Raw genomic sequence first — 13,622 nt, 5'->3', positions numbered from 1 at the left:
TGTGCAAAGGAAATTTATGTCAGAATTAGAGTATTTAAGTAAGCTTAAGCAAGTTCCAATTCTTTTTGATAATGTATCAATTACTCCAGATGCAGGGTCGAGACTTGATTGGTCATTTGAGGTTAATCCTAGTGAATATATATCGTTTGCTAAGCGTGATTTTAGAGAAGGTAGCAAGCGAGGGTTAATTAACTCGCTTGGAAATTCTAAAAGAGCAATTGATTGTCAAATCGACAGAATCTTCAGAGCTCTGGGATATGATCCCAAAAATTATCCTAAAAATTTAAATGAGTTCAGCGAGTTCTTTGGTGATGAAGACTCGATAAAATTGCCTGCAAAATTAAAAGTAATTGTAGGTTTTGGCATAGCACCTTGTGGCTTGGTATCAGAAATTCGAACCCTAAGAAATAAAATTGAACATGATTTTATAGTTCCTGATAGCATTGATGTAAGGCGTGCATTTGAAACTGCTGAGTTATTCGTAGCGGCTACTGAGCGCAAATTAATTGATTACTGGGAATTTGAATTAATGTGTTTAGATAGCAAATATGGTTTTTATCTACATCGAATGTTCGATAAGCCAGAATTTGAATGCTGGGTAAGGGAACCTAATCCAGTTAACGAACTTAAAAAGGTTAGTATTCCAAGAGATACATTGCTTCATCATTGTATTTTGCGTATGACTTTATCCATGGAACAGGAGCTGGAATTTGGCCGCTCGCTTCAATTATTGTCAAAAATACTAGAAAAGTCTTTTAATATCGAAACGGCAAAAATTGAGTTTAGTTACGGGTGAGGCACATAACAAATGCATCAACACGATTTGCTACACTCGGCGTTGTCAGTTTGCCTTTAGTTTCAGTGATTAAGGCGTTAAAATTCAGCTTGGTTTGCATAGTAGCAAACGTGTTATGCAGGCGTTATACGAACTCTGAAAATGCAGTTTTTTGGTTCAGTTCAGCGATTGAGCCATTAGCTTTTTAGGTGTGAAAGTAGGGTGGTTTTCCTTTTTCATTGTTGCCTTTTGGTTTCCATTTCATCAGGTTCGGCATTGAACTATTATTGCCCTAAATTCAGGCGTTTCAGAAACAAATTCACGCTTCAATTGTTCTTTGGTTATGCCTCATTTTAACCTGCATCAGTGTTTTCCTCTTAGCATTTTCAATCCCAATTGTGGTTAGGATATTTGGTTTATCAGTTCCAAACTTGTTGAAACCAATTCGTACAAATGGCGTAAGAAAAAAGGATTGTTTCGTTTCACAGTTATTGTCGTTGATTGGATATTTTGCTCGCTTAATTGAGCCAGTCTAATTAAACTCAATTTACAGTAAATCTTGGTAAATCAGTTCTTTACCAAGTTAATTGGAGCGAAAGCAAGGCTCGTATAACAAAGCAATCAACACGATGCTATTTACATTCGGCATTCGCGGTTTGGAGTGTAATTGGTTTTGTAAGTCGGTCTTTCGCACGTGTTATTGCGGCGTTATGTGATTAAGGAATTCAAGTGTCGTATAAAATAAATGATTGGAAAAATAGATATTCTGAGCGTTCTGATTTATCTACTGGCTTGGTTCATCTAACAAGAGCTAATACTAATTCCGCCGTAGCTGAGCTTATGTTTAAAGTGTTAAGTGAGCGTAAATTAATTGGAAGTTCAACTGCTCAAGGTTTTATTGTAGGTCAAAATACAGCAGTATGTTTTCAAGATGCGCCCCTGAGTTCAGTTTGTCAAAATACATGGTTCGAACAAAAACTCAGATCTAGCGGGCATTCAAACAAAGTAAGATATAATCCTTGTGGCTTTATGCTGCCAAAACAAAGTGTATATGAAGCTGGCGGACGTCCTGTTATTTATGATAAGACCGCGGATGCTAAAAAATATCTACCAAAGAGCGAATGGTGGCGTATCGTAAATTTTGATTTATCTAACCCTAATAAAATAATTGATTGGACTCATGAAAGAGAGTGGCGTGTTAAAGGTGATTTTGAATTTTCGGTAAGTGATGTAACTCTTCTTTTTACAAAAACGTCTATATATAAAACATTTATTGATTTATGCGATAAAAATGAGGAACCTTTTTATAAAGAGGTTGCTGGCATCATTAATATGCAAAATATATTGTTTTAGCAAGCATCACATAACAAATGCATCAACACGATTTGCTACACTCGGCGTTGTCAGTTTGCCTTTGGTTTCAGTGATTAAGGCGTTAAAATTCAACTAAGCCTGTATCGTAGCAAACGTGTTATGCAGGCGTTATGTGTTTTTTTAGCATTACTATTATAAGCTTGATTCTAAGTCTTTATACGAGCATCATGAATTGGAATGTATTTATGGAGAGAAAGAGATGTTTGTAGTTTCGTTGACGTATATTTGTGAAATGAGCGACGTTGAAAAGTATCTGGATGAACATATTAAATATCTAGATAATCAATATAAATTAGGACACTTTATTGCTTCTGGTCGAAAAGTCCCAAGAGTTGGTGGTGTAATTTTAGCAACCGTAGATAGTGTGGATATACTAAATAAAATCTTAGCTGATGACCCGTTTAATAAACACGGTTTAGCGGAATATGATGTAATCGAGTTCATTCCTACAAAAACGGCAAAAGAATTAGATTTTCTTCGTTAAAAAATCAGTCCTACAGTAATCAATATTTTTGGGTCCATTAGAAGTGAAATATTTGATTCATGAGTACACACATAACAAATGCATCAACACGATTTGCTACACTCGGCGTTGTCAGTTTGCCTTTAGTTTCAGTGATTAAGGCGTTAAAATTCAGCTAAGTCTGCATAGTAGCAAACGTGTTATGCAGGCGTTACACGAACTCTAAGATCGCAGTTTTTTGGCTCAGTTCAGCGATTGAGCCATTAGTTTTTTAGTCGTGAAAGTAAGGTGAATTTCCTTTTTCTTTGTTGTCTTTTAATATTCGTATTATCAGGTTCGGCAATTGATCATTATTGCCAAAAGTTCATGGATTTCAGAAACAAATTCAGGCTTCAATTGTTCATGGCCTTGCCTCATTTTAGTCTGCATCAGTGTTTTCCTCTTAGCATTTTCAATCCCAATTGTGGCTAGGATATTTGGTTTATCAGTTCCAAATTAGCTGAAACCAAGCTGTACAAATGGTGTAAGACAAAAGGATTGTTTCGTTTCACAGTTATTGCCGTTGAAGTGATATTTTGCTCGCTTAATTGAGTCAGTCTAATTAAACTCAGTTTACAGTAAATCTTGGTAAATCAATTCTTTACCAATTAAAGCGAAGCGTTGACAAAGATCGTGTAACAAATGCATCAACACGATTTTCTACACTCGGCGTTGTCAGTTTGCCTTTAGTTTTAGTGATTAAGGCAGTAAAATTCAGCTAAGTCTGTATCGTAGCAAACGTGTTATGCAGGCGTTATACAGTTTTTCGCTAAATATCGTACCCAATATCAATAAAGTATTGCAATTAATTATTATTTTTCTTTTTGAGCATTGATTTATTTGGTAGTCTCTTGTTTTATTTAAGAATAGTTGTTTGTATGAAACGTTTAGTTTTGGTGTTTTGCTTAGTTTTAGCTGGATGCGCAAATCCGGGTGTTGTAGAAATATCTCCTGATACTTATGTTATATTTCGAGATGATCATGGTGGTATTTTTGGTAATGCTGGCGCGTTAAGAGCTGAAGTTATTCATGATGCGAACGAATTTGCTAAATCTAAAGGTAAGGTCGCAATACCAGTATCTTCAAATTATACTCCCTTAGGTAATGGTCCAGGTGAGTGGGCATCATTTGAATATCAGTTCCGTGTTGTAAATAAATCAGATGAAGAGGTTGTCAGAACTTCATTGCGAAAACAAGCTGATTACGTTGTTGATAAAAATATAAAAGTTGAATCGACTATAACTAATGGTTCTAACTCAGATATTTACAATGAATTAATTAAAGCACATCAGCTTTTTGAAAGTGGTGTTTTAACAGAAGCAGAATATAAGCAGATGAAAGCTAAAATATTAAGTAAATCATAGGCTTTTAGAAACTGTATAACAAATGCATCAACACGATTTACTACACTCGGCAATCTCAGTTTGCCGGGTGTTTCTCGTTTTAAGGCGTCAATATTAAGTATAATTGCATAGTAGTAAACGTGTTATGCAGGCGTTACACGAACTCTAAGATCGCAGTTTTTTGGCTCAGTTCAGCGATTGAGCCATTAGTTTTTTAGTCGTGAAAGTAAGGTGGATTTCCTTTTTCTTTGTTGCCTTTTAATATTCGTTTTATCAGGTTCGGCAATTGACCATTATTGCCAAAAGTTCATGGATTTCAGAAACCAATTCAGGCTTCAATTGTTCATGGCCTTGCCTCATTTTAGTCTGCATCAGTGTTTTCCTCTTAGCATTTTCAATCCCAATTGGTGTTGGGATATTTGGTTTATCAGCTCCAAACTTGCTGAAACCAAATCGTACAAATGGTGTAAGAAAAAGGGATTGTTTCGTTTCACAGTTATTATCGTTGAAATGATATTTTGCTCGCTTAATTGAGCCAGTCTAATTAAAATCGTTTTACAGCAAATCTTGGTAAATCAATTCTTTACCAAGTTAATAGAAGCGTTGACAAAGATCGTGTAACAAATGCATCAACACGATTTGCTACATTCGGCGTTGTCAGTTTGCCTTTAGTTTCAGTGATTAAGGCAGTAAAATTCAGCTAGGTCTGTATCGTAGCAAACGTGTTATGCAGGCGTTATGTTTATTTATGGTAGTTAGGGTGTATGGAAATTTTAAAAGAAATCGCTTTACCAGTGTTGTTATCAACAATATCTGCTTACTTAGCTACGAAAGCGGCTTTTCGAAAGTATAAAAATGAAAAACGTTGGGATGATAAAAGAGAAAAGTATGCTGCGGTTATAGAGTCAGTTGAGTATATTGAAGCTTGGTATAACAGTTTGCATTATTCTTTAGGAATTGGCTCAAGGTTTAATAATTTCAGTAATGATACGAGTGAATTAGATCGTTCTACTCGAATTGTTCAAAAGTATGCAACAATTGGGAAATTATATTTTTCGCAAGAATTTTCGAAAATATTAACGGTATTATATAAGGATCTTGAAAGGTTAACTAATGAATATGGAGAGGCTGTAGAATTCGCAGATGGCGATCGTCAATCTGAATTTTCAGCTCAAATTGAATATTATTCATCTATAGAAAAACATTCAAATAAAGCTCTTAAAAGTATGTTAAAAATAGCTGAAATCGATCTAATAAAGAAATAAACATAACAAATGCATCAACACGATTTGCTACATTCGGCATTCTAGGTTTCTTTGAGTTTACTGTATTAAGTGGTAAGTTTGAGCTTAATCTGCATGGTAGCAAACGTGTTATGCAGGCGTTACACGAACTCTAAGATTGCAGTTTTTTTGCTCAGTTCAGCGATTGAGCCATTAGTTTTTTAGGCGTGAAAGTAGGGTGGATTTCCTTTTTCTTTGTTGCCTTTTAATATTCGTTTCATCTGGTTCGGCAATTGGCCATTATTGCCAAAAGTTCATGGATTTCAGAAACCAATTCACGCTTCAATTGTTCAGGGTTTTGCCTCATTTTAGTCAGCATCAGTGTTTTGCTCGCAGTATTTTCAATCCCAATTGTGGTTAGGATATTTGGTTTATAAGCTAAAAAATTGTTGAAGACAAATCGTACAAATGGTGCAAGAAAAAGGGATTGTTTCGTTTCACAGTTATTGTCGTTGAAATGATATTTTGCTCGCTTAATTGAGCCAGTCTAATTAAACTCAGTTTACAGTAAATCTTGGTAAATCAATTCTTTACCAAGTTAATAGAAGCGTTGACAAAGATCGTGTAACAAATGCATCAACACGATTTGCTACACTCGGCGTTGTCAGTTTGTCTTTAGTTTCAGTGATTAAGGCAGTAAAATTCAGCTAAGTCTGTATCGTAGCAAACGTGTTATGCAGGCGTTATGTGTTTTTTTGAGATTATTGCAATAACCAGTATTCAGGCTTAAAGTAAGTAATCCATTTTCGGAGGTAAATCTTATGATAAGTTGCAATGAATATGATTATATTGAAATAGTCTGCTTATACCGATATCCAGTTAAGTTAACGATGAAAGTGGGTGAGTCTATCAAAGGCGTTGCTCTTGATACATCACGTAATGAAAGTAAGAATGAATGTATCAAACTCAATACTAATGAAACTGAAATTCTAGTTGAATTAGATGGTATCTCTAAACTGGAAGTTTTAGTTGATAATCCACATTTTTCTAAGGTTATCTTTAAATAATCTCTAGATATTCATAATATTTCTGTGAGTCTATTTATTTGAGTCATCTACTTTTTAGTATTACAGCGCTCCCTTTGAGATGGAAAAATTTGGCTTATAAGAACACACATAACAAATGCATCAACACGATTTGCTACACTCGGCGTTGTCAGTTTGCCTTTAGTTTCAGTGATTAAGCCGGTAAAATTCAGTTAGGTCTGTATGGTAGCAAACGTGTTATGCAGGCGTTATACGAACTCTGAGAATGCAGTTTTTTGGTTCAGTTCAGCGATTGAGCCATTAGCTTTTTAGGTGTGAAAGTAGGGTGGTTTTCCTTTTTCATTGTTGCCTTTTGGTTTCCATTTCATCAGGTTCGGCAATTGACCATTATTGCCAAAAGTTCATGGATTTCAGAAGCCAATTCACGCTTCAATTGTTCTTTGGTTATGCCTCATTTTAGTTTGCATTAGTGTTTTGCTCGCAGCATTTTCAATCCCAATTGTTGTTGGGATATTTGGTTTATCAGCTCAAAACTGGCTGAAACCAAATCGTACAAATGGCGTAAGAAAAAGGGATTGTTTCGTTTCACAGTTATTGCCGTTGAAATGATATTTTGCTCGCTTAATTGAGCCAGTCTAATTAAACTCAGTTTACAGTAAATCTTGGTAAATCAATTCTTTACCAATTAAAGCGAAGCGTTGACAAAGATCGTGTAACAAATGCATCAACACGATTTGCTACACTCGGCGTTGTCAGTTTGCCTTTAGTTTCAGTAATTAAGGCAGTAAAATTCAGCTTGGTTTGCATAGTAGCAAACGTGTTATGCAGGCGTTATACATTCAGAGGAATTTTTATGTTCATAGTAACTCGTAAGGAAGGAGAAATTCAGTTTTCTGATACTGATTTTCATTACTTACAAGGTGTTTTAAATTCTCTTGATAGCTCACTATCTGATATAAATGAGAAAATTAAAAATTCAGATGTTTGTGATGTAAGTGGCCTATGTGATCATGGTGAATATCTCATTGGATTAGGTTTCTGTGCTATGCAGCGCTATTTTTTTAGTACGCTTCAAGATATTGAAATAGAGGCTCATGTTGCTCGGGATTTAGGGTCTAAAAGTGTATTGGACAAGCCTGTAGCGAAATTAATTCATGCGGCTGCAAACTATTGGAAACATGAACCAGAATGGCATATATGGTTAGCTGAATTAAAGCCTAGGTCGCAAAAAACTATAGATGAAATACTTCATGGTCGAGAGTTTGCTGATTACCCATTATCAGAACTTCTAGCTGATTTATGCGGTGAAAAAGAATTACTATTATCAAATTGCTTGCCTTATTTAATTGAATGGCGCAAAGCAGTTTGGTTGTACACGACAGAGAATGTATAACAAAGCAATCAACACGATTTACTACATTCGGCATTGTAGGTTTGCCTTTAGTTTCAGTGATTAAGGCGGTAAAATTCAGTTAAGTCTATGTCGTAGTAAACGTGTTATTGCGGCGTTAACACTCACAATATATAGTTGGCAAAACTAGGTTAATAATATGAAATTAAAAGAGTTAAAGATTAAGAATTTTCGTTGCTATCGGGAAGAAATCTCAATTAGTTTTGATGATCTGACTGCAATTATAGCGCGGAATGATATTGGAAAATCGACGATATTAGAGGCATTAGATGCTTTTTTTAATGCAGATAAACTTGACAGTGGTGATCGCTCAACGGGATTGAGTAACTCTGAACCAGTTGAGATTAGATGTATATTTAAAGATATTCCTGACGAGATTATAATCGATACGGATAACTTGATTTCACCTGTACATGAGTATTTGGTAAATCAAGATGGGCATCTTGAACTTTGTAAAATCTACAAAGGCGCAACTTTAAAATGTGAAGAGGTGACGTTGAATGCGTTGCATCCAACAGCTGCAAATTATGATGACCTTTTAAACCTTTCGATTACCCAGTTGAGAAAAAGAGCGACTGATTTGAGTATTGATTTACAATCAACAAATCAAGCAATTAAATCAGCTATTAGACATGCTATTTGGGCTAATATAAGTGATGTGGAACTAAATAAACAGCTTGTTAACTTAGATATTAAATCTAATGTATGGAAACAAATTCAAAATATATTGCCTTTATTCCAGTTATTTAAAGCTGATAGACCAAGCTCAGATCAAGATGCAGAAGCTCAAGACCCGATAAAGTTTGCGATAAAAGAAGCATTGAAGGACAAAGCTGATGAACTTGCATTATTGGAAACTTATGTTCGTGAGCAAGTTGAAAGTGTTACAAGTAAAACGATTGAAAAACTCCGAGAAATGGATCCTGATTTAGCAAATCAGCTAGATCCGAAATTTTCTTCTTTTAATTGGAGTAAAGTTTTCTCTGTGTCATTAACAAATGAAGATCAAATTCCTTTAAATAAACGTGGTAGTGGTGTTAGACGTTTATTTTTAATAAACTTCTTTAGAGCGAAAGCTGAACAATTAGCTTCAATAAGAGATGTTCAAGATGTAATTTTTGCTATTGAGGAACCAGAAAATTCACAGCATCCTAATAACCAACTTTTATTATTAGACGCCCTTACTGAGCTATCTTTAGATCCTCAGCATCAAGTACTGTTTACCACTCATAACCCTGTTCTGGCGGGGCGTATTGACCACAATCGTATTCGATTTATTAATAAAAGTGATGATGGTACTCGTTTTATAGCTCAAAATGATGACACTACTTTTGCGCAAATTAAAGATAGTTTGGGAATGTTTGCAAACCATAATGTAAAAATATTTGTGGGTGTTGAAGGCCCCAACGATATCGAATATTTGAAACGAATTTCAGCTGTTCTTGCACCTAACGAAACAGATATTGCAAATTTAGCAGATGCGGAATCAACTGGTAAATTAGTCTTCATTCCTATGGGAGGCTCAACATTAGAACTATGGACAAGTAGACTAGAAGGTTTAGATTTACCAGAGGTGCATATTCTTGACCGAGACGTTGAACCACCAGGAAGTGCTAAATATCAAAGTGCTGCTGATAGGGTTAATGCTCGCGGTCAGCGCTCATTTATTACTAACGCGCGTGAAATGGAAAACTATGTACACTACGAAGCTATAAATGAAGTTTTTGAACTTTCTCTAACTGAAAATTATTCTAGTTTTGATGATGTTCCAACTCTTGTAGCAATCGCGGTTCATAATGCTTCTGAATCAACAAATGAATGGCATGAGGTAAATGATAAAAAACGTAGTCAAAAAGAAAGCAAAGCTAAGAAAAAACTCAATAGAGAAGCTATTAGTTGTATGACATCAGATCGTTTAACAAACGTGGACCCTACGGATGATGTTAGAACATGGTTGCGTGAGATTAGTCAATACGTACAGTAAGTGTTAACAAATGCATCAACACGATTTACTACACTCGGCATCTCAGGTTGTCGGGTGTTTCTCGTTTTAAGGTGCCAATTTTAAGTATAATTGCATAGTAGTAAACGTGTTATGCAGGCGTTATACGAACTCTGAGAATGCAGTTTTTTGGTTCAGTTCAGCGATTGAACCATTAGCTTTTTAGGTGTGAAAGTAGGGTGGTTTTCCTTTTTCTTTGTTGCCTTTTGGTTTCCATTTCATCAGGTTCGGCATTGAACTATTATTGCCCCAAATTCAGGCGTTCCAGCGGCTAATTCACGCTTCAATTGTTCTTTGGTTATGCCTCATTTTAACCTGCCTCAGTGTTTTCCTCTTAGCATTTTCAATCCCAATTGTGGTTAGGATATTTGGTTTATAAGCACCAAACTTTCTGAAACCAAGTCGTACAAATGGTGTAAGAAAAAAGGATTGTTTCGTTTCACAATTATTGCTGTTGATTGGATATTTTGCTCGCTTAATTGAGCCAGTCTAATTAAACTCAGTTTACAGTAAATCTTGGTAAATCAGTTCTTTACCAAGTTTATCGGAGCGAAAGCAAGGCTCGTATAACAAAGCAATCAACACGATGCTAATTACACTCGGCATTCGTGGTTTGAAGTGTAATTGGTTTGGAAAGTAAGGCGTTCGCACGTGTTATTGCGGCGTTATATTTTTGAGGTGATTAATGAATAAGGTAAAAGTAGCACTAATATTGGCGTTGTTAATAGTGCCAATAATTGGTTTTTTGAAATTAAATGCAATCATTACTTTTTTGGATGTCGATGAAAAACAATTTCTTGAATTGTTTAAACTTATTATTCCTTTGAACTTTTCAATTGTTATATTAATTATTAATACCATTATTTCTGGCCACAAGGATAAAATTGAGATTAGAAATGGGATGGTTATTAAGTATAATAAAGAAATTAGCAATTATAATTCTGCAATATTGAGTTTAAAAAAGAACTATCACTTAACACTTGTTGGATTTATGCATTTTCATTACATATTCGAACATTTTAAGAATGTGGCATTACTTGATCAACTACCTTCAGGTTGGAATGAAATTGCTAAGTCTAAAGGTGATGTAAGTAATGACCCTGATTTTAGAGAAAAAGTAAGAGATATATCTAACGAAATGTTTAGATTTCATAAAAGCAATGGAGTTTGTGATAATATATTTGAGTATATATCAAGTTCAAAGTTGAAAAATGTCAAAATTAAATTACTTGATGAAAATAAAGAGATTTTCATGACTAATTTTGCTTCAGATGTGATTGTGAATGGTAGGGCTAAGTCGATCATTCATTTAGCAAGTGAAATTGCTTCAGCTGGTTCTGATAGTTATTGGTCTCTTGAATCATATAACGATAAAATTGATCAATTTAGACATGATTTCGTCATTAATAATGAAAAAACTAATGTATCTTTATCAAGTGCAATCTATGATATGTTTTTTATGTATGAGGTTTTTATTTTCGAGCTATTCATTTATGAAAATGCGATCTTAATACTTAGTGATGAATTTACAAAATATGTAAATAATTTAGAAGTCCTTTATCCTGAGTTAGATCGAGCAATTAAGATTGTTGAACTTGAAACTCCCGTTGAATTGGCTGATAAATATGATTTGAAAATTGTTTCAGATCGATACGCACTATAAATATAACAAATGCATCAACACGATTTGCTACACTCGGCGTTGTCAGTTTGCCTTTAGTTTCAGTGATTAAGGCAGTAAAATTCAGTTAGGCCTGTATCGTAGCAAACGTGTTATGCAGGCGTTATGTGGCCGACTGCTGAAAATTCGGCTTATCAAAAGGAATTAATATTGAAAATTCAAAGTGGAAACAGTGCTAGATTTGGTTACGCGCTGGAAGATTTGTGTAAAGATATTTTGAGTGCAAATAAATGGCATGTAGAAAATCAAGACCCTATGATTAATGCCGGAGTTGACATAATTGCGAAAGAACCAGATTCTAAAAGCAAAGTCGTATTTGAAGTAAAATATACACGAAATAAGGTATATCCAACATCAGGATTAAAAGTATCAGCTGAAAGACTCGTCAATTCAGCTCGAGTAATGCACATAGATAAAGCTGTGTTGATAGTTGCAGCAGGCATCAAGCCAGAAATACAAAAGAGAGTTGAAGATGAGTACAATATCCAAATAATTAATTTGGATGGATTATTATCTCTAGCTAGTGCTGACTTAGAGTTGTTAGGAAGATTGGTTAAATTATGCGAAATAGATTTATCTGAAAGAACAATAGATAGCGATTTATCCAATATATTGCATCCTGAAATGATTAACTTCTCGTTAAAAAATAGTGATCTTTCAAAGAATGAAATTGAAGGTACTAAGTTTAAAGAACAGTTGAAATTAATTCAGTATGGTAGAGAAGGGTGCTATGTTTATGAAGACACCATGAGTGAAATCCTACAGTATCTTTTTGATGGTGATCTGAAAGGTTGGCATAAACAGGAAAGAACAACTGATGATCTACATCGCTATGATTTAATATGCCGAGTTGTAGATAAATCTACCGTGTGGGAGTTTATTTCATCAAATTTAGATTCTAGATATGTGTTATTTGAATTTAAAAATTATAAAGACCAAATTACTCAATCTCAAGTCTACTCAACAGAAAAATACCTTTTTGAAAAAGCCAAACGAAAGGTTTGTTTTTTAATTTCTAGGAAAGGCCCATCAGATAACGCTGTAATAGCGTGTCAGGGAGCGATGAGAGAACATGGGAAATTAATAATAAATCTAGATGATGAAGCCATTATTGGTTTAATCGATAGTAAAATATCTGGAGATGACCCTAATGAAATTCTATTTGAGAAAGTGGATGATTTCTTAATGAAGTTACCGAGATAAAGCCACATAACAAATGCATCAACACGATTTGCTACACTCGGCGTTGTCAGTTTGCCTTTAGTTTCAGTGATTAAGGCGTTAAAATTCAGCTAGGTCTGTATAGTAGCAAACGTGTTATGCAGGCGTTATGTGCAATTTTATATAAGGAGTTAATCTTGAGTTTTAAATCTTGGAATAGTTATTGGGAGTTTAGCCATTCAGTTCATACTAAGTTGCGTTATATCTTAGATGATGAATCTCAGGGTTTCTTGAATTCAATAATAGAAACTTGTGAGGGACGAACTAAAACATTGAAAAAAGGTTCGTTTGTAATGAGAGCGCAAAATGGGTATGACCTTCGTCCATATTATCAAGAAGACCCAGATACTGGAGAACAAATTCATGTTGATGATTTTGAAAGCCCTTATTCATTTAAACGGATGAAACCATTAGAAAATAGTGCTTCTGAAGGTAGAGCTAATCCAAAAGGTATTCCGTGTTTGTATGTAGCGACCGACAAAGAAACTGCTATGTCTGAGGTAAGACCGTGGCTTGGTTCTGTGATGTCAGTAGGTACGTTCAAATTAGTAAAGGATTTACGAGTTATAGTTTTTGCAACAGATAGCGAAGAGAGCATCCACGAACATTCTTATTATTTCTCTGAACCGTCAGAAGAGGAAATTATAAAATCCGTTTGGTTTCATATTGATAACGCGTTTTCAAAGCCAACTAAAACGTCTGATTTGAAATCAGATTATGCTCCAACACAAATAATATCAGAGTTTATTAAATCAAAAGGATATGACGGTATAGCTTACAGAAGCTCTTTAGGTGGGGGGCATAATATAGCTTTATTTGATCTTGAGTCAGCTGATATTATTTCATGTTCTCTTTTTCAGGCTTCAAAAATTAACTTCGAGTTTGAAAGCGTTCGAGAATTCATATAAGTCAATTGATTGCACATAACAAATGCATCAACACGATTTGCTACATTCGGCATTCTAGGTTTCTTTAAGTTTGCCGTGTTAAGTGGTAAATTTGGGCTTAATCTGCATGGTAGCAAACGTGTTATGCAGGCGTTAT

General features: G+C 34.8%; 10 protein-coding genes and 1 pseudogene. All 11 read left to right on the top strand.

The features are described from left to right. Positions 1-796, top strand: a pseudogene (locus PVK62_RS16470) (hypothetical protein); the annotation flags it as partial. A 708-nt stretch (positions 797-1,504) separates the two neighbouring features. Then, positions 1,505-2,128: a hypothetical protein gene (locus tag PVK62_RS16465; RefSeq protein WP_274445550.1), complete on the top strand. Its 624-nt coding sequence runs from the start codon at positions 1,505-1,507 to the stop codon at positions 2,126-2,128. A gap of 220 nt (positions 2,129-2,348) precedes the next feature. Further along, complete coding sequence (locus tag PVK62_RS16460) at positions 2,349-2,633, top strand: YciI family protein (protein ID WP_274445548.1); 285 nt, start codon at positions 2,349-2,351, stop codon at positions 2,631-2,633. An 896-nt stretch (positions 2,634-3,529) separates the two neighbouring features. After that, positions 3,530-4,015 carry an SHOCT domain-containing protein gene (locus PVK62_RS16455; RefSeq protein WP_274445547.1) on the top strand — a complete coding sequence of 162 codons (486 nt, stop codon included), beginning with the start codon at positions 3,530-3,532 and terminating at the stop codon, positions 4,013-4,015. 743 nt (positions 4,016-4,758) lie between these two features. Further along, the gene (locus PVK62_RS16450; protein ID WP_274445652.1) at positions 4,759-5,259 is read left to right on the top strand and encodes a hypothetical protein; all 501 of its coding nucleotides are present in this window, start codon (positions 4,759-4,761) and stop codon (positions 5,257-5,259) included. A 779-nt stretch (positions 5,260-6,038) separates the two neighbouring features. After that, positions 6,039-6,284 carry a Rho-binding antiterminator gene (locus tag PVK62_RS16445; protein ID WP_274445635.1) on the top strand — a complete coding sequence of 82 codons (246 nt, stop codon included), beginning with the start codon at positions 6,039-6,041 and terminating at the stop codon, positions 6,282-6,284. Positions 6,285-7,116: 832 nt separating this feature from the next. Then, positions 7,117-7,656, top strand: a complete 540-nt coding sequence (locus tag PVK62_RS16440; RefSeq protein ID WP_274449489.1) for a hypothetical protein — start codon at positions 7,117-7,119, stop codon at positions 7,654-7,656. Between the two features lie 157 nt (positions 7,657-7,813). Then, the gene (locus PVK62_RS16435; RefSeq protein WP_274445532.1) at positions 7,814-9,658 is read left to right on the top strand and encodes an ATP-binding protein; all 1,845 of its coding nucleotides are present in this window, start codon (positions 7,814-7,816) and stop codon (positions 9,656-9,658) included. Between the two features lie 703 nt (positions 9,659-10,361). After that, positions 10,362-11,339, top strand: coding sequence for a hypothetical protein (locus PVK62_RS16430; RefSeq protein WP_274445531.1), 978 nt, complete (start codon positions 10,362-10,364; stop codon positions 11,337-11,339). 123 nt (positions 11,340-11,462) lie between these two features. Next, the gene (locus PVK62_RS16425) at positions 11,463-12,560 is read left to right on the top strand and encodes a restriction endonuclease (protein WP_274445530.1); all 1,098 of its coding nucleotides are present in this window, start codon (positions 11,463-11,465) and stop codon (positions 12,558-12,560) included. A 155-nt stretch (positions 12,561-12,715) separates the two neighbouring features. Then, positions 12,716-13,486, top strand: coding sequence for an RES family NAD+ phosphorylase (locus PVK62_RS16420; protein WP_274445529.1), 771 nt, complete (start codon positions 12,716-12,718; stop codon positions 13,484-13,486). The last annotated feature ends 136 nt before the right edge of the window (positions 13,487-13,622 follow it).

It is taken from the genome of Aliivibrio sp. S3MY1, assembly GCF_028765575.1.
Classification (GTDB): Bacteria; Pseudomonadota; Gammaproteobacteria; order Enterobacterales; family Vibrionaceae; genus Aliivibrio.
This window is presented reverse-complemented; position numbering and strand designations above follow the sequence as displayed.

What these genes read in the sequence shown, in the direction of transcription:
- PVK62_RS16450 (WP_274445652.1), top strand. Translation starts at nt 4,759, where the DNA reads ATGGAAATTTTAAAAGAAATCGCTTTACCAGTGTTGTTATCAACAATA.
- PVK62_RS16425 (WP_274445530.1), top strand. Translation starts at nt 11,463, where the DNA reads ATGTGGCCGACTGCTGAAAATTCGGCTTATCAAAAGGAATTAATATTG.
- PVK62_RS16430 (WP_274445531.1), top strand. Translation starts at nt 10,362, where the DNA reads ATGAATAAGGTAAAAGTAGCACTAATATTGGCGTTGTTAATAGTGCCA.
- PVK62_RS16445 (WP_274445635.1), top strand. Translation starts at nt 6,039, where the DNA reads ATGATAAGTTGCAATGAATATGATTATATTGAAATAGTCTGCTTATAC.
- PVK62_RS16435 (WP_274445532.1), top strand. Translation starts at nt 7,814, where the DNA reads ATGAAATTAAAAGAGTTAAAGATTAAGAATTTTCGTTGCTATCGGGAA.
- PVK62_RS16455 (WP_274445547.1), top strand. Translation starts at nt 3,530, where the DNA reads ATGAAACGTTTAGTTTTGGTGTTTTGCTTAGTTTTAGCTGGATGCGCA.
- PVK62_RS16460 (WP_274445548.1), top strand. Translation starts at nt 2,349, where the DNA reads ATGTTTGTAGTTTCGTTGACGTATATTTGTGAAATGAGCGACGTTGAA.
- PVK62_RS16440 (WP_274449489.1), top strand. Translation starts at nt 7,117, where the DNA reads ATGTTCATAGTAACTCGTAAGGAAGGAGAAATTCAGTTTTCTGATACT.